The following is a 20456-nucleotide window of genomic DNA, read 5'->3' on the forward strand; positions in this document are numbered from 1 at the left end:
CGGGCCGACGCCGGTTGACCGCGTCATGAGCGCTCCCGCCAGCACGGCCCGCCCCGGGGAGGCCCGCGTCGCCGACGCGGTCGGCGTCGTCGACGCCGTCGTGATCGGGGCGGGGCAGGCCGGGCTCTCCGCGGTGCATCACCTCCTGCGCCGCGGTGCCCACGCCCCGGGAGCGCCGTCACCGATCGCGGGAGCGCCGCCCGGGGGACCGGCCGTCGTGGTCCTCGACTCCGAGGAGGGCCCGGGCGGCGCCTGGCGCCACCGCTGGGACGCGCTGACCATGGCGACGGTCAACGGGATCCGCGAGCTGCCGGGCATGCCGCCCGTCGATCCCGCCCCCGAGGAGCCCGCGAGCCGCGCGGTCCCCGACTACTTCGCCCGCTTCGAAGGGCGGAACCCGCTGCCGATCCTGCGCCCCGTCCGCGTCACCCGCGTCGAGGACGACCGCACCGCACCCCCCGATCCGGCGACCGGACTGCCGCTGCTGCGCGTCCACGCCGAGCGGACCGACGGCGAGCCGGCCCCCGCCCCGCTGCGCACCCGCGCCGTGCTGAACGCGACCGGCACCTGGACCCGTCCCTTCGTCCCCGCCGTGCCCGGGGCGCGCGGCTTCCGGGGCCGCACCCTCCACACGGCCGAGTACACCCGCGCCGAGGACCTCGCGGGCCTCCGTGTGGCGGTGGTCGGGGGCGGGATCAGCGCGCTCGGCTTCCTGCTGGACCTCGAAGGCGTCGCGGAGACCACCTGGTACACGAGGCGGGAGCCCGTCTTCCGTGACGAGCCCTTCACCGAGGAGGCGGGCCGGCTCGCCGTCGCCGGCGTGGCCGAGCGGGTCGAGGCCGGGCTCCCCGTGCGCAGCGTCGTCTCGGCGACCGGCCTCGCCTGGACTCCCGCCCTGCGCGCCGCCGCCGAACGCGGCCTGCTGCAGCGCCACGAGATGTTCACCCGGATCCTCCCCGACGGCGTCCTCGAGGCGGACGGCCGACGGCGCGCCGTCGACGTCATCCTCTGGGCGACCGGATTCCGCCACGAGCTGCGTCACCTGCGCCCCCTCCACCTCCACGGCCCCGCCGGCGGGATCCGGATGCAGGGGACCGCGGTCGCCGCGGATCCCCGGATCCACCTCCTGGGCTACGGCCCGAGCGCGTCGACGATCGGCGCGAACCGCGCCGGGCGCGCAGCGGTCACCGAGCTGCTGGTCACCCTCGCCGGTGACGTGCACAAAAAACCTGGCGGAAAGGCCCCGTCCCGGGAATAGTCCTCCGCGGGGCGTCGTTGCGATCTCCCGTAGCCGTCCCCGGCCGCGGTCACCCCGATCGCCCGGCCGCACCCGCGCCCGCCTCCTCCCCGGCGTCCGCCCCCTTCCCGTCCGCCTCGAGCGGCCGTCACGCGCTGACGGCCGTCCGTTCCCATGCAGGAGACGCATGACCACCACCGACACCACCGCCGCGCGCGCCGCGCAGCCGGAGATCGACCCGCAGGGCATGCGCGTCATCTGGCTGCTGCTGGTCGCCGCGTTCGTGGCGATCCTCAACGAGACCACGATGGGCATCGCGATCCCGCACCTGAACGCGGATCTGGGCCTGCCGCCGGAGCTCGGCCAGTGGCTCACGAGCGCCTTCATGCTCACGATGGCCGTGGTCATCCCGACCACCGGCTTCCTCCTGGTGCGCTTCACGACGCGCCAGGTGTTCCTCGCCGCGATCAGCGCGTTCAGCCTCGGCACCCTCGTGAGCCTGCTCGCGACCGGCTTCCCGATGCTGCTCGGCGGGCGCGTGATCCAGGCCGTCGGCACCGGCGTCATGATGCCGCTGCTGATGACGACCATGATGAACGTCGTCCCCGCGCACATGCGCGGCCGCATGATGGGCCGCGTGGGCATGGTCATCTCGCTCGCCCCGGCGATCGGCCCCTCGCTCTCCGGCCTCGTGCTGGACACGCTCGGCTGGCGCTGGCTGTTCGGCATCGTCCTCCCGATCGCGATCATCGCCCTGCTGCTCGGCGCGAAGTGGATGACGAACCTCGGCGAGACCACGAAGGCCCCGATCGACGTGCTCTCCATCGTGCTCTCCGCCGGCGGCTTCGGCGGCATCGTCTACGGCCTGAGCCTGTTCGGCTCCCACTCCGCGGAGGGCTCCGCCACCGGGGTCATCCCGGGCACCACGGCGCAGACCTCCGGCGGGATCCTGCTGGCCCTCGGCATCGTGATCCTCGCGGGCTTCGCCTGGCGCCAGCTCACCCTGCAGCGCAAGGACGCGGCCCTCCTGGACCTGCGCGTGTTCCTCTCGCGGAACTTCACGATCTCCGTCGTGATCATGGCGGTCATCGCGATGGCCATGTTCGGCACGCTGACCCTGCTGCCGCAGTACCTGCAGAACGTCGCCGGGCTCGACGCGCTGCTGTCCGGGCTGATCCTCATGCCGGGCTCGATCCTCATGGGCCTGCTGGGCCCCGTCATGGGACGCATCTACGACGCGCGCGGGCCGCGCACGCTGCTCGTGCCCGGCACGATCATGATCGCGGGATCGCTGTTCTACTACGCGACCGTGTCGGAGACGACCCCGTGGCCGGTGCTGATGGTCGTGCAGTCGGTCATGAGCGTGGGCCTCGCGATGTCCTTCACGCCGCTGTTCTCCGCCTCGCTCGGCTCGCTCGTGCCGCGGCTGTACTCGCACGGCTCCGCCGCGCTGAACACGCTGCAGCAGGTGGGCGGGGCCGCCGGCGTCGCCGTGCTCATCGGCCTGTACTCGAGCATCCTCCACACGGGGGAGCAGGACGGCCTGGCGACGGCCGCGGCCGGCGCCCCGGGCGCGCGCGCCGCGTTCCTCGTGGCTGCCTTCATCGCGCTGGTCCCGGTGGTCCTCGCCTGGCTCGTCCGCAAGCCGGAGGAGTCCGAGGACATGCCCGCCGGGGGCCACGGGCACTGACCCCCACCTCCTGACCGGGCCTTCGCCCCGGTCCCTCGACGGCCGCGCACCCCTCCGGGTGCGCGGCCGTCGTGCGTCCACGGACAGGGGGTCACGAATAGGTCACCGGCGACGGAGCCGCATCCCGAGATGTGACTCACGACATACTCTCGCCTCACCCGGGCGCTCCCGTGCACCCGCGGACGACTGCGACGAAGGAGTCCCCATGACCAGGTCCCTCCCGATCACCACCCGCCGTACGGCCCTCGCCGCCGGCGGTCTCGCCGCCGCTGCGGCCGGCCTCGCCGCCTGTAGCGGCTCCGGGGACTCCGGCTCCTCCGACGGCGGCGGCACGAGCATCGACCTCGAGGAGCGCGGCCCCATCACGCTCGCCCGCGGCAAGGACACGACCGGTGCGCTCGCGGAGTTCCTCAGCCGCTGGAACGACGACCATCCCGACGAGGAGGTCACCCTCATCGAGCTGCCCGAGAGCGCGGACGACCAGCGGTCCCAGTTCATCTCCAACGCGCAGGCGAAGTCGGACTCGTACACCGTGCTCGGACTCGACGTCGTGTGGACGGCGGAGTTCGCGGCGAACCAGTGGGTCGTCGCCCTCCCCGAGGACAAGTTCGATCTCGACGCGCTCATCCCGGCGACCGTCACCACCGGCACCTACTTCGACAAGCTCTACGCGGTCCCCTTCACCACCAACGCCCAGCTGCTGTTCTCGCGGAAGGACCTGCTCGAGGAGGCGGGCTACGACCAGCCGCCCGCGACCTTCGAGGAGATGTGGGAGATCGTCGTGAAGGTGCAGGAGAAGCATCCGGAGATCAACGGCTTCGGCTCCCAGTACGCGAAGTACGAGGGCCTCACCTGCCAGCTCACCGACGTCGTCGCCTCCGCGGGCGGCGAGATCTTCGACGCCGAGGGTGCCCCGCACGCCGACTCCGCCGAGGCGACCACCGCCCTGCAGGCCCTCCGCAACGGGTTCGATCAGGGCCACATCCCGCAGGAGGCGCTCACCTACAAGGAGGAGGAGTCCCGCCAGGCCTTCCAGGACGGGAAGCTGATCTTCCTCCAGAACTGGCCGTACGTGTGGGATCACTTCCAGAACGACGACGGCTCCTCCCAGGTCGTGGACAAGGTCCAGGTCTCCCTCGTGCCGGCGGTCGCCGGGGAGGGGACCTCGACGATCGGCGGCGCGAACTTCGCGATCAGTGCGTTCGCGAAGAACAAGGGCACTGCGGTGGACTTCATCGCCTTCATGACCGCGCTCGAGCAGCAGAAGGCCTGGATGATCGAGACCGCCACGCCCACGGCCACGGCCGCCGTCTACGAGGACGACGAGGTCGCGAAGACCTTCGAGTTCCTCGACACGCTCAAGAGCGCGATCGACAAGGGCGTCAGCCGCCCCCAGGTGGTTAAGTACGGCGACGTCACCCAGGCGATCCAGGAGGCCGCGTACTCCTGCATCTCCGGTGAGGCGGAGGCCGGGGACGCCCTCGCCCAGCTGCAGGAGCAGCTCACGGGTCTCGTCGAGGGCTGAGCATGAGCACGCTCGCTCACCGTCGTCGGGCACGGGGCGACGGCCAGGAGGGCCTCGCGGGACTCCTGCTCTCCCCGACGCTCCTGCTGCTCGCCCTCGTCGTCGGCTTCCCGCTCGTGCTGTCCGTGCGGCAGTCGCTGTTCCAGGGCGGGGACGAGATCGACCCGACCACCGGGATCATCCAGCAGGGCGACACCTTCGTCGGCCTGAGGAACTACCTCGACGCCTTCACGTCCTCCGGGGCGGGAGCCGGGTTCTGGAACGCCTTCTGGAACACGACCCTCTTCACCGTGGTGGGCGTCGCGATCGAGACGGTGCTCGGTGTCGCGATGGCACTGATCATGGCCCGCGCGCTCCGGGCGACCGGACTGATCCGCGCCTCGATCCTCGTACCCTGGGCGATCCCGACCGTGGTCTCCGCCCTCATGTGGCAGCTGATCTTCGACGCGAACGGCATCGCCAACGAGATCATCGGCCAGCAGATCCTGTGGACCACCGAGGGGCTCCAGGCGAAGGCCGCCGTGCTCATCGCGGACATCTGGAAGACGGCGCCCTACATCGGCCTGCTCACCCTTGCCGGTCTGCAGACCATCGACGACCAGGTCTACGAGGCCGCGAGGGTGGACGGGGCGAACCGCTGGCAGACCTTCTGGCGGATCACGCTCCCGCTCGTGCGCCCCGTGCTCATGGTGGCCGTGCTGTTCCGGCTGCTCGACGCCATGCGCATGTTCGACCTCCCGTACGTGCTGCTGGGGAGGCTCCGCTCCGGGCAGACCCTCTCGATGCTCGCGGCGGACGCCGCCTCGAAGACCGACTTCGGCATGGCCTCCGCCTACGCCGTCGTCCTCTTCCTCTACATCTGCCTCGTCGCGGTGATCTTCGTCCGCGGTCTCGGGGCCGACGTCATCGGGGACGCGGACGGGCGCGCCCGCCGGGCGCGACCGCGCCGCCTGCGCACGACCGCCGAAGGAGACCTGCCATGAGCACGACGACGACCTCCCCACGCGACCGGGTCACGGTCGGGGCCGACAGGGCGACCGCGGCGCGACGGGGCCGACGCCTCGGTGCGATCGTGGTGGGGATCGGCATGGCGCTGATCCTGGTGTACTGCCTCGCCCCGTTCGTGTGGATGCTGATCTCGTCGCTGCGGCGACCGAGCGACGGCCGCTCGACGGCGCTGATCCCGTGGCCGATCAGCGTGGACAACTACCGGGCGGTCTTCGACCCCGCGAACCATTTCGGCAGGGCTCTCGCGAACTCGCTGGTCGTCGCGGGGGGAACGACCGTGCTCGTGCTGCTCCTCGCGACCCTCGGTGCTTACGCGCTGGCCCGGCTGAGCTTCCGCGGGAAGGTGCTCGTCATGTTCCTCGTGGTCGCGACGTCGATGTTCCCCGTCATCATCCTGGTGGTGCCGCTGCTGAAGCTCTTCACGGGGGGCTTCGACTGGTGGCCCTGGAGCTGGATCAACACCTACCAGGCGATGATCCTGCCGTCGATCTCCTTCGCGCTGCCCCTCGCGGTGTGGAACCTCAACGCCTTCTTCCGGCAGCTCCCCGTCGAGCTCGAGCAGGCGGCGATGGTGGACGGCACGACGCGGTTCGGGGCCTTCGTGCGGGTCATCCTGCCGCTCGCCGCACCGGGCATGTTCACCACGGCGATCATCACCTTCATTGCGGCGTGGAACGAGTTCCTCATCGCGCTGACGATGGTGAACCGCCCCGAGATGCAGACGGCGAACGTGGCGATCTCGAAGTTCACGGGCATCTCGCAGTTCGACACCCCCTACGGCACGAAGATGGCCGCCGGCGTGATCGTCACGGTGCCGCTGATCATCATGGTGCTCGCCTTCCAGCGCCGGATCATCGGCGGGCTCGCGGCGGGCAGCGTCAAGTGAGGTGCCGTCCCCGGTGGGGCAGGGCGCTCCACCGGGGACGGCTCAGCCGCGGCTCCTCGGCCGCATGGCCTTCTTCGCCCGCTGGTACCAGCCGGCGGTGGAGATCATGTTCGGGAGGCCGCCGCCCATGATCGCGCCGGCCGTCGCGCCGGTGAGGCGGTCGTTGCAGCGCTCGCAGAGGATCCTGCCCGTGTAGGTGCGGTGCGGGGTCCCGCGGATCTTGCTCCGGCACTGATCGCATCGCTGGCTCATGGGGCGATAGTCCCACGGCGCCGCGGCCGGTGCGAGCCGGGGATCCTGCTCAGCCCTCGCGACGGAGAGCGGCGGCGTAGTCGTCGAGCACCGCGAGGACGCCCGGATGATGCCACACCCGGTTGCGGCGGGCCCCGGTGCGCTCCACGAGCACCCCGGCCTCGACCAGCTGCGCGATCGCGCGGTGCGCCGTGGGGTCCGCGACCCCGAGAGCCGCCCGCACATAGGCGGCGTCGACCACCGGCTGGCCCACGAGAAGCGGCAGGAGACGGTGCCCGGTCGCCTGGCGGCGCAGGCCCCGCAGCGCCTCCCGGGAGCGGGCGAGCTCGGCGCGCAGATCGTGGACGAGCACGCCTCCTGTCACCGCCGCGTACCGGGCCGCGCCCGTGAACGCCTCGACCACCGGCCGGGCGTCGCCGCCGCGGAAGGCGGTGAGCGCCGCGGTGTAGCCGCCCACGTCCCGCAGCAGTCCCGCCGAGACCGGCGCGGTCACGGTGCGCAGGAGGCCGGTCCCGCGCAGCATGGCGTGCACGAGCGCCCGGCCGGTGCGGCCGTTGCCGTCGGTGAACGGGTGGATCGTCTCGAACTGGGCATGGGCGAGGGCCGCGTGCAGCAGGGGAGGCAGGTCCGTGCGGGCGACGAAGCCGAGCAGGTCCTCCATCGCCGCGGGCACGTCCTCGGCCTCGGGGGCGACGAAGCCGGCCCCGACCGGTGAGCTCGCGCTGCGTCCCACCCAGACGAGCTGCTCGCGCAGGCGGCCGGCGCCCCGGCCGTGGACCGCGTCGTCGCCCAGCAGGGCGCGGTGCATGTCCAGCACCGCCGCGAGGTCCAGTCGATCGGCGAGGGCGAGCGCGGCCTCCATCGCGCGCACGTTCGCGACGACCAGGGCGGCGTTCGCGCTCGAGGACTCCCGCAGCTCCGCGAGCGCCAGCTGACGGGCGCCGACGGTGAGGTCCTCGATCTGGGAGCTCGAGGCGGACTCCGTGCGCAGCAGGATCGCGCCCATGGGACCGAGCACGGGCGCGTCCTCGCCGAGCGCGGCCGCAGTCTCGCGGTCCAGGCCGACGAGCGCGGCCTCGGCGTCGGCGACGTCGGCCGCGAGATCCGCCGGGAGCGGGAGGGGGAGCGAGGCGATCGGGGCCGGCAGCGCGGCACGGTAGGTGCCGGTGCCGGCCGCGCGGGCCCGGCGGGAGAGCAGGCCGGAGTCCGGGAAGGCCCAGCGTCCCTCGCGGTGCCCCAGCGGAGGGACCGCGAGCGGGGGAAGTGCGACCACGACGGCTCCTTGCTTACAGTTTCTCAGAAAGTGTAAGCAAGGAGCCGTCGGGGGTCCAGGAGAGGCCGGAGGGCCTGTCGGTCCGGGCCGGTCAGTCGGTGCCGAGCCGGTCCAGCTCCTCGTCCACGATCTTCGGGTCGAGCTTCGTGAAGATCGGCGTGGGCTTCGCGACCGGCCGGCCGGTGACGACCTCGCGGTGCCCCCACGCGGGGACGCCCGTGTAGTCGCCCGTGATGATCGGGTACGCGGGGCCGCCGTCGAGATCCTCGACCTCCTGCAGCTGCGGCAGCGGCGCGATCTCCAGCTCCCCGCCCAGCGCCCGCTCCACCGCGTTCGCCGAGAAGGGCAGGAACGGCGCGAGCATCGTGTTGAGGTCCGTGACGGCCTGCGCGAGCACGTGCAGGACCGTGAGCAGGCGCGGGCGCTGCTCCTCGGCCTTGAGCTTGAAGGGCTCCGTCTCGGAGACGTAGCGGTTCGCCTCGCCCACCAGGCGCATGGCCTCGGCGATCGCGGCCCGCTGGCGGTGCGCGGCGATGAGCGAGCCCACCGTCTCGAAGCCCGCCTCGATCTGCTCGAGCAGCGCGCGGTCGATCTCCTCGAGCTCCCCGGCCTCCGGGATCTCGCCCACGTTCTTGGCGATCATCGCCGCGGTGCGGTTCACGAGGTTGCCCCAGCCGGCGACGAGCTCGTTGTTCGTGCGCGAGACGAACTCGGACCACGTGAAGTCGGCATCCTGGTTCTCGGGGCCGGCGGCGGAGATGAAGTAGCGCAGCGCGTCGGGCTGGTAGCGGGAGAGCACGTCGCGCACGTAGATGACGATGTTCTTCGAGCTCGAGAACTTCCGGCCCTCCATCGTGAGGAACTCGGAGGAGACCACCTCGGTGGGCAGGTTCAGCTCGCCGAACCGGCCCGGCTCGCCTCCGCGATCGCCCTTCCCGTTCTGGGCGAGCATCTCCGCCGGCCAGATCTGGGAGTGGAAGACGATGTTGTCCTTGCCCATGAAGTAGTAGGTGAGCGCCTCGGGATCGTTCCACCACTTCCGCCACGCGTCGGCGTCGCCGCTGCGCCGCGCCCACTCGATGGAGGCGGAGAGGTAGCCGATCACGGCGTCGAACCAGACGTACAGGCGCTTGGTGGGCTGGTCCTCCCAGCCCGGGACCGGGATGCCCCAGTCGATGTCGCGGGTCATCGCGCGGGGACGGATGTCCTTGAGGATGTTCTGGCTGAAGCGGATGACGTTGGGGCGCCACAGCCCGGTCGCCTCCCGCTCGTCGAGCCAGCGGCCCAGCTCGCCGGCGAGGGCGGGCAGGTCGAGGTACCAGTGCGTGGTCTCCACGAACTCCGGGGTCTCGCCGTTGATGCGGGAGACGGGGTCGATGAGATCCGTCGGGTCGAGCTGGTTGCCGCAGGTGTCGCACTGGTCGCCGCGCGCGCCCGGCGCCCCGCAGATCGGGCAGGTGCCCTCGATGTAGCGGTCCGGCAGCGTGCGCCCGGTCGACGGCGAGATCGCGCCGTGGCCCGTCTGCTCGATCATGTAGCCGTTGTCCCGCACGCTCACGAACATGTCCTGGACCACCTGGTAGTGGTTCCGGGTCGTGGTGCGGGTGAAGAGGTCGTAGGACAGGCCCAGCGCGACGAGGTCCTCGACGATCACGCGGTTGTTGCGGTCGGCGAGCTCGCGGGCGGTGACGCCCTCGGCGTCCGCCGCGACGAGGATCGGGGTCCCGTGCTCGTCCGTGCCGGAGACCATGAGCACGTCGTGGCCGGCCATCCGCATGTAGCGCGAGAAGACGTCGGAGGGGACGCCGAAGCCGGCGACGTGGCCGATGTGGCGGGGACCGTTGGCGTACGGCCAGGCGACCGCGGACAGGACTGTGCTCATGGGGACCGATTCTAGGGGAGGGCGGAGGCCCCGGGCGCCCGCGGCCGCACAGGAGCTCCCCAGCTCCTCCCCGGGACCTGCCCAGGTCCTCACCGGCTCCTGCGCGGGAGCCTGCCTAGCCTCGACCCATGACCACCGACCGCGCGCCGCTCACCCCGATCGAGGAGCGCATCGACCGCTGGGCCGGAGCGCGCGCGGAGGTGGCCGGGTCCGGCGGCGGGGCCTGGCGCCGCGGGGCCGTCGAGCTCACGGCCTTCGGCCTCAAGCAGGCGTGGGCCTGTGTGGTCGGCGGGATCATGCTCGTCCTGATCTTCGCCGCGCGGACGCTCTACCCGGACGGCGCCGGGCTCGCGCGCAGCGACCTGCTGGTGCTCGCCGCCGTCGCGGTGCAGGTCGCGATGATCGTGCTGCGCCTGGAGAGCCTCCGCGAGCTGGGGGTGATCCTCGTCTTCCACGTGGTGGGGACCGTCATGGAGGTCTTCAAGACGGCCGCCGGATCCTGGGAGTACGAGGCGGAGGGACTGCTGCGGATCGGCGGCGTGCCGCTGTACACGGGGTTCATGTACGCGGCCGTCGGCTCCTACCTCGTGCGGGTCATGCGGCTGTTCGAGCTCCGCTTCACCCGGTACCCGCCGCGCTGGGCGACGGTCGTCGTCGCGGTCGCGATCTACGCGAACTTCTTCACCCACCACTACCTGCCCGACGCCCGCTGGGTGCTGCTCGCGGCGGTGCTGCTGCTGTACGGCCGCTGCGTGATGCGCTTCCGCAGTCATCGCGGTGCCCCCTGGCGCCGGATGCCGGTCGTCCTCGCCTTCGTGGGCGTCGCGTTCCTGCTCTGGCTCGCGGAGAACGTCGGCACCGCCGCCGGTGCCTGGATCTACCCGCACCAGGCCGGCGGCTGGGAGCCGGTGCCGCTCGCGAAGCTCGTCTCCTGGCTGCTGCTGATGATGGTCTCGGTGGTGCTCGCGACCTTCGTCCACCGCCCGCGCGAGGCCTGAGCGGCGAGGCCGACGGCCGCCGGCCGCAGCCGCGCGGCTCAGCCGGATGCGGCGTCCCCGGGATGCACGAGCGCATGCCAGCCGAAGCGGCGCGCGGCCTCGACGTGCCCGGGCGAGTCGTCCACGAAGGCGACGCGGGAGGGTGGAACCGGGAGCCCGGTGCGCTCCCGGATCATCGCGTGCGCGCGGGCGAAGGCCTCCGGCTCCGGCTTCGCGGCGCCGAGGTCCGCGGAGTTCAGCAGCCATTCGCGGTGCTCGCCGATGAGCGCGGTGAGACCGATCGCCGCGACCTCCTCGGGGACCCGGTCGGTGCCGTTGGTGAGCACGAGCACGGGTGTGCCGGCATCACGGAGCTCGAGCAGACGGCGCACCACCACCGGGTCCGCTCGGCCCGGGATCGCGGCCCAGCGGTCCACGGTCGCCGCGGCCCGCTCCGGCGCGGCACCGCGCTCCTCGAGCGCCCGCACCGCCTCTCGGCGCCAGCGGTCGTGGGTGGCCCGGCCCCGCACCACCTCCGGCAGGATCGGATGGCCGAGGATCGCGGAGAAGGACGGTCCGTCGGCCCCGCTGCCCGGCGCGGCACCTCCCGCTGCCGCTCTCACGTGCGGATCCTCGATGCCGAGGCCCGCGTCCAGCTCGGCCCAGAGACCCGGCGGGAAGAGGCGGACGACGCCGTCGAGATCGGAGACGACGACGTCGACGGTGCCCTCCCGCACCAGCGCGGTGATCGCCCTGAGGGAGCGGGGGAGCGGCGACGGGGGATCAGGGGTGGCTGCCATGGCGCCCCAGCGTGGTCTGCGGGCTCGCGCCGGGCCGGGTCCACTGCGGCACGGGGCGACCCGTCGGCCCCCAGGTCGGCGTCCCCTCCGCGTCCGTGCGCCAGAACCAGCAGGCGTCGGAGCCCTCGGGCCACCCCTCGGGGGTGTCCTGCCAGGCCTCGCGGCGGCCGTAGGGCGTGAGGTCCAGGAGGGCGAGCGTCGGATCCGCGATCTCGACCCCGCGGCCCGTCGTCTCGTAGGTGAGGAACACCCGGTCGCCGTCCCGCAGGAACGACCTCAGGTACCCCATGTCCCCGCCGATCGGCGCCGGCGCGTCGCGCACCGAGAACCAGGGCTGCCTGTAGCCCATGAAGGCGAGGAACGGCTCGACCTCCTCCCACGCCCCGGTCGTGAGGATCGCGAAGGAGACGCCGGCGGCCTCGAGATACGCGGCGTCCTTCAGGTGCCAGGCGGTCAGCGTGCAGCCCTCGCACTGGCCCTGGTGCGGGGCGCCGTCCCACCACATGTGCTGGTAGACCACGAGCGCGTCGCGCCCCTCGAAGAGCTCCCGGAAGGACACGGGACCCTGCGGGCCCACGACCTCCGCGGAGCCGTCCACCTCGAGCATCGGGAGGCGCCGTCGCTCCGCGGCGAGCGCATCCCCGGCGCGGGTGTGCGCCTTCTCCTTCACGAGCAGGGCGTCCCGCGCCTCGCGCCAGGCGGCCTCGTCCACGACGGGCGGGCGGCCGGCTCGGGTGGGGGCCGGATCGGTGGCGGTCATCGCTCCTCCTCGAGCAGCGCCCGCGGGCGGACTCCCGCCGGGCTCCGCGACCAGTCAAGCACCGGATGCGGGTCGGGGGAAGAGGAGCGGGCCCCCTCCGGATACGCTGGTGCGCATGAGCAACGAAGGACTCCAGGCCGCACAGCGGAAGATGGCCGACGCCGGCGTGGCGCAGACGGCGATCGACGTCTTCTCCCACTACTACGGTCAGCTCGAGGAGGGCGTCACCGGGTCGATCCCCGAGGACACCATCGAGCCCTACCTCGACCCGCCCCGCCTCGAGGACGTGACCATCGACCCGGCGCAGGCGAAGAGCGCCTTCGACCAGCTCGTCGTCATCAACCTCAACGGTGGCCTCGGCACCTCGATGGGCATGGACCGCGCGAAGTCCCTGCTGCCCGTGCGGGACGGGAAGAGCTTCCTCGACCTCATCGTCGAGCAGGTCCTCGCGGCCCGCCGCGCCACCGGCTCCCGCCTGCCGCTCGTGTTCATGAACTCCTTCCGCACCCGCGAGGACACCCTCGAGGTGCTCGCGAAGCACCCCGACCTCCCCGTGGGCGACCTGCCGCTGGACTTCCTGCAGAACAAGGAGCCCAAGCTGACGGTGGACGGCCTCCAGCCCGTCACCTGGGACGCCGATCCCGATCTCGAGTGGTGCCCGCCCGGCCACGGCGACATCTACACCGCCCTGCAGACCTCCGGCCTGCTCCAGCAGCTGCTCGACGCCGGCTTCAGGTACGCCTCCGTCTCCAACTCCGACAACCTCGGCACCGTCCCGAGCCCCGTCCTCGCCGGCTGGTTCGCCTCGACCGGCGCCCCCTACGCCGCCGAGCTGTGCCGCCGCACCCCCGCGGACCGCAAGGGCGGCCACCTCGCCGTGCGCCGCTCCGACGGCCGGCTCATCCTGCGGGACACGGCGCAGACCCCGCCGGAGGAGATGGACTACTTCACCGACGAGCATCGTCACCCGTTCTTCCACACCAACAACCTGTGGTGGGACCTCGAGAAGCTCGACGCGATCCTCAAGGAGCGCGACGGCGTCATGGGCCTCCCGCTCATCCGCAACGAGAAGACCGTCGACCCCGGCGACAAGACCTCGACGCCCGTCTACCAGATCGAGTCCGCGATGGGCGCCGCGATCGAGGTGTTCGACGGGGCGACCGCGATCGTCGTGGGCCGCGACCGCTTCCTGCCCGTGAAGGCGACGAGCGACCTGCTGCTCGTCCGCTCGGACGTCTACGGCCTCGACGAGCGCCGCGCGCTCGTGCAGAAGGTCGACACGGTCCCCGGGGTGTCGCTGACCTCCGAGCCGTACAAGCTCATCGGCGACTTCGAGCTGCGCTTCCCGCAGGGCGTCCCCTCCCTCAAGGAGGCGACGAGCCTCGACGTGCAGGGCGACTGGACCTTCGGCGCCGACGTCTCCGTGGTGGGGGCGGCCGTGCTCGGCGAGGAGGGCGGCACCGTCCCCGAGGGCGCCCGCGTGGGCACCGAGGGCTGATCCCCTCCGCCTCCCCCTGCAGCCGATCAGCCGGCCCCGGTCCCCTCGAGGACCGGGGCCGGCCGCATGTCCTGCCCCGCGCGTGACAGGTGCTGCCGTTCCCCGGAACGACAGGGACTCCCACGCGCTCCGCGCGGCTGGTCGGATGGGATCCGACCACCGACGAAGGAGCAGCACATGACCGCACCGATCCCCGATCTCGTCCTGAACAACGGCGTGACCATGCCGCCGATCGGCCTGGGCGTCTTCCAGAGCCCGCCCGGCGTACCGGGCGCTCGAGACGCTGCTCGCCGACGGGAAGGTGCGCGCGATCGGCGTCAGCAACGTCATGCCCGGCCACCTCGACGCCCTGCTCGAGCAGGCCGCCGTCGTCCCGGCCGTCAACCAGGTCGAGCTGCACCCCTACTTCCAGCAGGCGGAGGTGCAGGCGAAGGACGCCGAGCACGGCGTGCTCACCCAGGCCTGGTCGCCGATCGGCGGCATCACCTTCTACCCGGGCTGGGGCGAGGACCGCCGCAGCGTGCTCGCCGATCCCACCATCGGGGAGATCGCCGCCGCGCACGGGGCGACCCCGGCGCAGGTCATGCTCCGCTGGCACCTCCAGCAGGGACGCTCGGCGATCCCCAAGTCCGTCACGCCCTCGCGGATCCGCGAGAACCTCGAGGCGCTCCGGATCGAGCTCGACGATCAGGAGCTCTCCCGCCTCGACGCCCTCGAGACCGGCGTGCGCGGAGGCCCCGACCCCGAGACCCCGGGCCCCGCCTACTTCGACGTGGTGATCCCCGAGGCCCTGGAGGCCTGAGCCCCCGCCGTCGGGCGGCCTGCGGTCTCCGGACCGCGGGCGGCCCGCGCCGCGAGCATGCGCAGGCCGTCCGTGGAGGGCGATCCCGGCGCCGCCGTGTAGACCAGGAGCCGCAGATCGTCCTGCTCCGCGAGATCCATCGCGAGGTAGTCCAGGTCCAGGTCGCCGACCACCGGATGGTGCAGGCGCTTGGAGCCCGCCCGGTGGAAGCGGACGTCGTGCCGCGCCCAGCGCACCGAGAACTCCGTGCTGCGCGTGGAGAGCTCGCCGATCAGGTCGCTGAGGTCCCGGTCGCCGGGGTGGCGCCCCGCCTCGATGCGGAGCATGCCGGTGACGTCGTCCGCGGAGCGCTCCCAGTCCCGGAAGAACGTGCGGGAGGCGGGGTCCAGGAACAGGAAGCGCGCCGTGTTCAGCGGCCGGACGGGGCTCTCCATGAGCGGCGCGTACAGGGCGTGGCCCAGCGCGTTCGCCGCGAGCACGTCGTGGCGGGCGTTGCGCACCCACGCGGGGGCGTCGGTGATCGCGTCGAGCACCTGCTGGACCACCGCGGGCACGCAGCGCGCGGAGGGGGTCGAGCGGGGCGGGCGCGTGCCGGCGTCGGCACGCCGTGCGAGGTCCAGCAGGTGGTCGTGCTCCGCCTCGTCGAGCTGCAGCGCGCGGGTGAGCGCCTCGAGCACCGAGCCGGAGGCACCCGAGAGGTTCCCCCGCTCGAGGCGGATGTAGTAGTCCACGCTCATCCCCGCGAGCATCGCGACCTCCTCACGGCGCAGCCCGGGCACCCGCCGATGGCCGCCGTACGCGGGCAGACCGGCCCGGTCCGGGGTGAGGCGGGCGCGGCGGGAGGTGAGGAAGTCGCGGACATCGGACTGCAGGCTCATCCCACGAGCGTAGGAGTGCTCGCGGCGATCCGGGAGGTTCCGGCGCTACCTCCCGGTGTGAGGACCCCGATCAGCTCAGGTGCCGCCAGGCGCGCCGGGGCAGCGTGGCGAGGGCGAGGATCCGCGCGAGGCCCGCCTGGTCGAGCGGGTGCGTGCCCACGTCCGTCTCCCGGGAGCCGGTGACGAGGTCGGTCTCCGGGTCGCGGCGCGTGCGCCAGAGCCGCTCCGCGACGGCCTGAACGGTGCGGCGCCCGCCCACCCGGGCGCCGAGCAGGGCCTCCGCGTGGAGCATGCCGGCGAGCAGGATCGCGGTGAACTGCAGCGGCTGCTCGTCGAGCGGGCCGCCCTCCTCGAGCGGGGAGAAGTGCTCCTCGATCGCGGCGACGAGATCGAGCGCGCGGTCGCGGTGGACCCGGTCCCCGGTGATCTCGTGGGCGAGGGCCTCCGTCGCGAGCGGCACGCCCTGGTTGTAGGCCCAGAACGTGCGGTCGATCGTGCCGTCGAGCTTCACGTTGTCCCAGAACAGGCCCTCGGGGGAGAGCAGCGCCCCGCGCGTCCAGTCGAGCCAGCGCAGGGCGTCCTCGAGCGCGGCGGCGTCCCCGGTCAGCTGGTGCACGCGCAGCGCCAGCTTCGCGGCGGGGACGGTGGAGACGGTGTTGCGGTCGTCGTTCCAGTCCGCCTGGGTCCACCAGATCCCGCCGGGCGAGGGGAGGCCCGGATCGGTCGCCTCCCCGGAGCGGAGCAGCTCGAGCAGCTCCACCGCCCGGTCGAGGTCACCCGCGGCGCCGTCGGTGAGCAGGTGCTGCTCGATCTCCAGCAGCGCGATCCAGTCGTTGTCGTCGTAGAAGAAGTCGCCGTTCGCGCCCTGCTCGGAGTTCGTCGCGGCCGTGTACCCGGGCACCCCGGTGCTGCCGCCCTCGGGGTACCAGTAGTGCTCCTGGGCGCGGATCAGCGCCGCATCGGCCTCCTCGACGACGGTCGCGTCGCCGGCGTCCGGGCCGCCCGCGTCCAGCCCGGCGAGCAGCTCGGTCACGGCGGCGCGGGCCTGGGACAGCGGCCAGACGTAGCTGAACTCCGGGTCCTCGGGCTGCCGGGGCACACGCTCCTGGAGCATGTCGGGATCGCTCTCGGCGCGGAAGGCGCTGAGCATCGCGCCGGTTACGGCGAGGGCGCGCCGTCGGCGCTCCGCGGGGCCGGGGGACGGCGCCGCGTGGGCGCTCGCGGCGGAGCCGACGACGGGCGCGGCGACGGCGCCCGCCGCCGCGGCGAGCAGGAGCGGGCGCCGGGCCGGGCCGGGAGCTCGTCCGGTGGCGTCGGCGGACCGGGGGAGCGCCGTGGGGCGGTGGGGGACCTGCGGGGACATGGGGGCACCTCGATGTGCGACCGGGGACAGGTCCCGGAACCCTACCCGCGTCCTCCCGCCACGTCCCGGGAACCGGGGATCCGGCTCCCCGGAGGGGCCGCGCACCCCTGCGCCGTCCCTCCGGGGGAGGCGCGGCTACAGCTCGCCGCGCTCCCAGCCCCGGCCGCCCGTGAGGTCCAGCGGATGCGGCAGCGGGTTGCCGTAGCGGTGGGCCGTCGCGCTGATCGCCTGCTCGCGCAGGAAGGGCAGCAGCTCGACGCGGCCGCTCGCGAGCACGGGGCCGGTGAACAGGGCCACCTCGACCCGCTCGGCGTGCGCAGCGCGCAGCGCGTCGTCGACCTCACCGATGACCCGCACCCGGTGCTGGTCCAGCCCGGCGATCCGGCCCGCGAACGCGGCCGCGTCCTCGACGCGCACCGCTCCGGGCTCCTGCCCGGCGGCGACGGCGACGGCGAGCAGCGCCGGGTCCGCGAGGGAGACCTCGACCGGGGCGCCCGCCGTCGCGGCCGCGTGCAGCACCCGCTCGAGCTCCGCCGCGCTCGTGCCCGCCGCTCCGCGCACGAGCACCGGCAGCGGCAGGTGGCGCAGCACGTTGATCTCCCCGTGGAGGTCCTGCACGTCCCGCGGGGCGAGCAGCCCGGCGAGGTGGTCGCGGTCCGAGGCCTTCGCCGCCTCGAGCCACGCCGCCGGGTCCTGCTCCCGCGAGGGCACGGCCGGGGAGTCGGCGAGGTCCTGGAGATGGACGAGGTAGTGCGGCCCGCCGGCCTTCGAGGTCTGGCCGATCGCCGAGCGCTTCCACCCGCCGAAGGGCTGGCGCTGCACGATCGCGCCCGTGATGCCGCGGTTGATGTAGAGGTTCCCGGCCTCGACGTGCTCGGTCCACCAGGCGATCTCCGCCGGGTCCAGCGAGTGCAGGCCGGCGGTGAGGCCGTAGTCGGTGCCGTTCTGGATGCGGACGGCGTCCTCGAGGGTGTCGGCGTGGATCACGCCCAGCACGGGACCGAAGTACTCCGTGAGGTGGAAGGCGGAGCCCTCCCGGACGCCGACGCGCACGCCCGGGGACCAGAGCCGGCCGGAGTCGTCCAGCTGCCGCGGTTCCGCGAGCCAGGACTCGCCCTCGCCGAGCTCGGTGAGGCCGGAGAGCAGCTTCTCGCCGGGCGGCTCGATGATCGGGCCCATCTGCACGGTGGGGTCGAGCGGCTCGCCCACGTGCAGCGAGAGCACGGCGTCGGCGAGCTGCGCGTTGAAGCGCCGCGAGCGGGAGACGGAGCCGACGGTGATCACGAGGCTCGCCGCGGAGCACTTCTGGCCCGCGTGCCCGAAGGCGGAGTCGGCCACGTCCTTCGCGGCGAGGTCGAGATCCGCCTGCGGCGTCACGATGATCGCGTTCTTGCCGCTCGTCTCCGCGAGCACCCGCAGCGACGGGCGCCACGAGGAGAACAGGCTCGCCGTGTCGTAGGCGCCGGTGAGGATCAGCTGGTCGATCCGGGGGTCGGTGATGAGCGCGCGACCCACCTCGTCCTCGGGGACGTCGATCAGGGTGAGCACGTGCTCGGGGATCCCGGCCTGGTGTAGCAGCGCCCCGATCAGGGCGCCGGTGCGCCGGGCCTGCGGGGCAGGCTTCATGATCACGGCGCTGCCGGTGACGAGGGCGGCGAGGGTGCCGCCGGTCGGGATCGCGAGCGGGAAGTTCCAGGGCGGGGTGACGAGGGTCAGCGGGCGCGGGGCGAGGGACAGCTCGCCGTGGCGCTCGAGGCGCTCCGCCTGCTCGGCGTAGTAGAGCGCGAAGTCGATCGCCTCGCTCACCTCCGCGTCGCCCTGGGCGAGGGTCTTGCCGGTCTCCGAGGCCATCACCTCGAGCAGCTCGGCACGGTGGGCGGCGAGCACGCGGGCGGCGCGCCGCAGCAGCAGCGCCCGCTTCTCGGTGCCGAGGGCGGCCCAGGACCGCTGCGCCTCGAGCGCCGCGGTGATCGCCGCGTCGACGCCCTCGAGGGTGCTCACGCGCGCCGCCTCGGCCTCGTCGGTCCCCAGGGTCGAGCAGCGGATCCGGTGGGTGATCTGGCCGGCCCACAGGTGGTTGGCGCGCACGGAGACATCGGTGTCCGGGGTGTTGCGGAAGCGTCCCGGCACCGTGGGCAGGGCGGGGTCGCCCAGCTCGGGGCCTCCGTCGAGCGGCTCCTCACGCCGGTCCTGGGTGCGGTGGGAGTCGACGGAGACCTCGCGCAGCGCCCGCTCGAGCGAACGGGAGAAGCGCTCCTCCTCGCGCGCGTACAGCTCCTCGGAGCGGTCCAGCTCGAACAGGGCGGACATGAAGTTCTCGGGGGAGGCGTTCTCCTCGAGCCGGCGCACGAGGTAGGAGACGGCGACATCGAAGTGCTGGGGATGGACGACGGGGACGTACAGCCGCATGCTGCCCACCGCCTCGCCGACGACGGCCTGATGGCCGGGAGCCATGCCCGCGAGCATCTCGAACTCGACGCCGCCCTCGCCGCCGCCGGGGATGCCGCGCTCGTTCATGAGCAGGTGGGCCAGCGCGATGTCGAAGAGGTTGTGGCCGGCGACGCCGAGCCGCACCGCCGCCAGCTCCTCGGGGCGCAGGCAGTCCAGCAGCATCCGCACGTACTGGGCGTCGGTCTCCTCCTTGGTGAGCAGGGGCGCCTGCTGCCAGCCGTGGAGCGAGGCCTCGACCTTCTCCATGGCGAGGTTGGCGCCCTTGACCAGGCGCACCTTGATCGGCTCGCCCCCGGCGGCGACCCGGCGGCGGGCGAAGACGCGCAGCCGCTCCATGGCGCGAGGGGCGTCCGGCAGGTAGGCCTGGAGGACGATCCCCGCGGGGAGGTGGGCGAGCTCGGGCCGGTCCAGGAGCTTCTCGAAGACCTGCAGGGTCAGCTCGAGGTCGCGGTACTCCTCCATGTCCATGTTGAGGAAGGTGGGGTGCTCGGAGCGGGCGGACTCGAGGTACAGCGGGAGCAGCGTCTCGACGATGTGGTCGACGGTCTCCGCGGCGGCCCACAGGGGCAGATGGTCGACGATCGAGGAGACCTTGATGGACACGTAGTCCACGTCGGGGCGGGCGACGAGCTCGTGCACCCCGGCGAGCCGGCGCGCGGCCTCCTGGGCGCCGAGGACGGCCTCACCGAGGAGGTTGATGTTCAGCGTGGTGCCGTCCGCGGTGAGGCGGGCGATCGAGGCGGTGAGCGGGGCGGGCCGGGCGTCGAGGATGAGATGGGAGACCATCCGGCGCATGACCCGCTGCGCAGTGGGGACCACGAGCTGCGGGGCGAGCCGCGAGGCCGCGCCGCCGAGGCCGAGCACGCGTCGCAGCGGCGCGGGCAGGAAGCGCGGCGGGTCCTGGGCGAGGCGCCGCAGCTCCACGGCGGCGGCGCGGGGATCCTCGGGTCGGATCACCCGGTCCACGAAGGCGAGCGTGAAGTCCAGGCCCTTCGGGTCCCGCAGCAGCCCCGTGAGGAGCTGCGAGGAGGAGGGCACGGGCCGCGCCGCGGCCTCGGTGACCCAGGCCCTGACCTGGGCGGTGATCTCCTGGGGGGTGAGGCTGGTGGGACGGGGGGTCTCGCGCTGAGGGGAGGACGAGGACAACGTGCACTGCTCCTTGGGTCGCCGGATC

15 protein-coding genes and 1 pseudogene are annotated in these 20456 nt (G+C 73.0%); 8 read left to right on the forward strand and 8 right to left on the reverse strand.

All coding sequences use genetic code 11. The features are described 5' to 3' along the window. The first annotated feature begins 25 nt into the window (after positions 1–25). The 5 genes from NLU66_RS11120 (at position 26) to NLU66_RS11140 (ending at position 6346) form a co-directional block, all read left to right on the forward strand. A complete protein-coding gene (locus NLU66_RS11120) occupies positions 26–1258 on the forward strand; it encodes an NAD(P)/FAD-dependent oxidoreductase (RefSeq protein WP_259359754.1) in 1233 nt (410 codons plus the stop codon). Between the two features lie 166 nt (positions 1259–1424). Next, the gene (locus tag NLU66_RS11125; protein ID WP_259359755.1) at positions 1425–2927 is read left to right on the forward strand and encodes an MDR family MFS transporter; all 1503 of its coding nucleotides are present in this window, start codon (positions 1425–1427) and stop codon (positions 2925–2927) included. Positions 2928–3132: 205 nt separating this feature from the next. Then, the gene (locus NLU66_RS11130) at positions 3133–4452 is read left to right on the forward strand and encodes an ABC transporter substrate-binding protein (RefSeq protein ID WP_259359756.1); all 1320 of its coding nucleotides are present in this window, start codon (positions 3133–3135) and stop codon (positions 4450–4452) included. Positions 4453–4454: 2 nt separating this feature from the next. Beyond that, the gene (locus NLU66_RS11135; RefSeq protein WP_259359757.1) at positions 4455–5435 is read left to right on the forward strand and encodes a carbohydrate ABC transporter permease; all 981 of its coding nucleotides are present in this window, start codon (positions 4455–4457) and stop codon (positions 5433–5435) included. Then, on the forward strand, positions 5432–6346 hold the full coding sequence (locus tag NLU66_RS11140; protein WP_259359758.1) for a carbohydrate ABC transporter permease: 915 nt from the start codon (positions 5432–5434) through the stop codon (positions 6344–6346). The genes NLU66_RS11135 and NLU66_RS11140 overlap by 4 nt, the downstream gene beginning before the upstream one ends. Positions 6347–6388: 42 nt before the next feature. Here the strand turns inward: NLU66_RS11140 and NLU66_RS11145 are convergent, their stop codons facing one another. The 3 genes from NLU66_RS11145 to metG form a co-directional block, all read right to left on the reverse strand. Further along, positions 6389–6598, reverse strand: coding sequence for a hypothetical protein (locus tag NLU66_RS11145; RefSeq protein ID WP_137770660.1), 210 nt, complete (start codon positions 6596–6598; stop codon positions 6389–6391). A 49-nt stretch (positions 6599–6647) separates the two neighbouring features. Then, positions 6648–7871, reverse strand: a complete 1224-nt coding sequence (locus NLU66_RS11150) for a Fic family protein (protein ID WP_259359759.1) — start codon at positions 7869–7871, stop codon at positions 6648–6650. Between the two features lie 91 nt (positions 7872–7962). Beyond that, a complete protein-coding gene (metG, locus tag NLU66_RS11155) occupies positions 7963–9753 on the reverse strand; it encodes a methionine--tRNA ligase (protein WP_259359760.1) in 1791 nt (596 codons plus the stop codon). A gap of 128 nt (positions 9754–9881) precedes the next feature. Here metG and NLU66_RS11160 point away from each other — a divergent pair, with 128 nt between their 5' ends. Continuing rightward, complete coding sequence (locus NLU66_RS11160; protein ID WP_259359761.1) at positions 9882–10751, forward strand: DUF817 domain-containing protein; 870 nt, start codon at positions 9882–9884, stop codon at positions 10749–10751. A gap of 38 nt (positions 10752–10789) precedes the next feature. Here NLU66_RS11160 and NLU66_RS11165 read toward each other — a convergent pair whose 3' ends face one another. Together NLU66_RS11165 and NLU66_RS11170 are read right to left on the reverse strand one after the other, a co-directional pair. Beyond that, positions 10790–11530 (reverse strand): HAD family hydrolase, encoded by a 741-nt coding sequence (locus tag NLU66_RS11165; protein ID WP_259359762.1) that lies wholly within the window; start codon positions 11528–11530, stop codon positions 10790–10792. Beyond that, positions 11514–12290 carry a DUF899 domain-containing protein gene (locus NLU66_RS11170; protein ID WP_259359763.1) on the reverse strand — a complete coding sequence of 259 codons (777 nt, stop codon included), beginning with the start codon at positions 12288–12290 and terminating at the stop codon, positions 11514–11516. Before NLU66_RS11170 ends, NLU66_RS11165 begins: the two co-directional genes overlap by 17 nt. A 115-nt stretch (positions 12291–12405) precedes the next feature. Here NLU66_RS11170 and NLU66_RS11175 point away from each other — a divergent pair, with 115 nt between their 5' ends. Together NLU66_RS11175 and NLU66_RS11180 are read left to right on the forward strand one after the other, a co-directional pair. Then, entirely contained in the window at positions 12406–13788 is a 1383-nt protein-coding gene (locus tag NLU66_RS11175; protein ID WP_259359764.1) for a UTP--glucose-1-phosphate uridylyltransferase, read from the forward strand. A 262-nt stretch (positions 13789–14050) separates the two neighbouring features. Then, positions 14051–14590: pseudogene (locus NLU66_RS11180) on the forward strand (aldo/keto reductase); the annotation flags it as partial. Here NLU66_RS11180 and NLU66_RS11185 read toward each other — a convergent pair. The 3 genes from NLU66_RS11185 to NLU66_RS11195 all read right to left on the reverse strand — a co-directional run bounded on the left by NLU66_RS11185 (position 14551) and on the right by NLU66_RS11195 (position 20428). Further along, on the reverse strand, positions 14551–15468 hold the full coding sequence (locus NLU66_RS11185; protein WP_259359766.1) for a helix-turn-helix transcriptional regulator: 918 nt from the start codon (positions 15466–15468) through the stop codon (positions 14551–14553). The pseudogene NLU66_RS11180 and the gene NLU66_RS11185 overlap by 40 nt on opposite strands. A 70-nt stretch (positions 15469–15538) precedes the next feature. Further along, complete coding sequence (locus NLU66_RS11190; protein ID WP_259359767.1) at positions 15539–16831, reverse strand: glycoside hydrolase family 76 protein; 1293 nt, start codon at positions 16829–16831, stop codon at positions 15539–15541. Positions 16832–16966: 135 nt separating this feature from the next. Then, on the reverse strand, positions 16967–20428 hold the full coding sequence (locus NLU66_RS11195; RefSeq protein WP_259359768.1) for a bifunctional proline dehydrogenase/L-glutamate gamma-semialdehyde dehydrogenase: 3462 nt from the start codon (positions 20426–20428) through the stop codon (positions 16967–16969). Between the last annotated feature and the right edge of the window lie 28 nt (positions 20429–20456).

This window comes from Brachybacterium sp. NBEC-018 (genome assembly GCF_024860185.1).
In the GTDB taxonomy this organism is placed as follows: Bacteria; Actinomycetota; Actinomycetes; order Actinomycetales; family Dermabacteraceae; genus Brachybacterium; species Brachybacterium rhamnosum.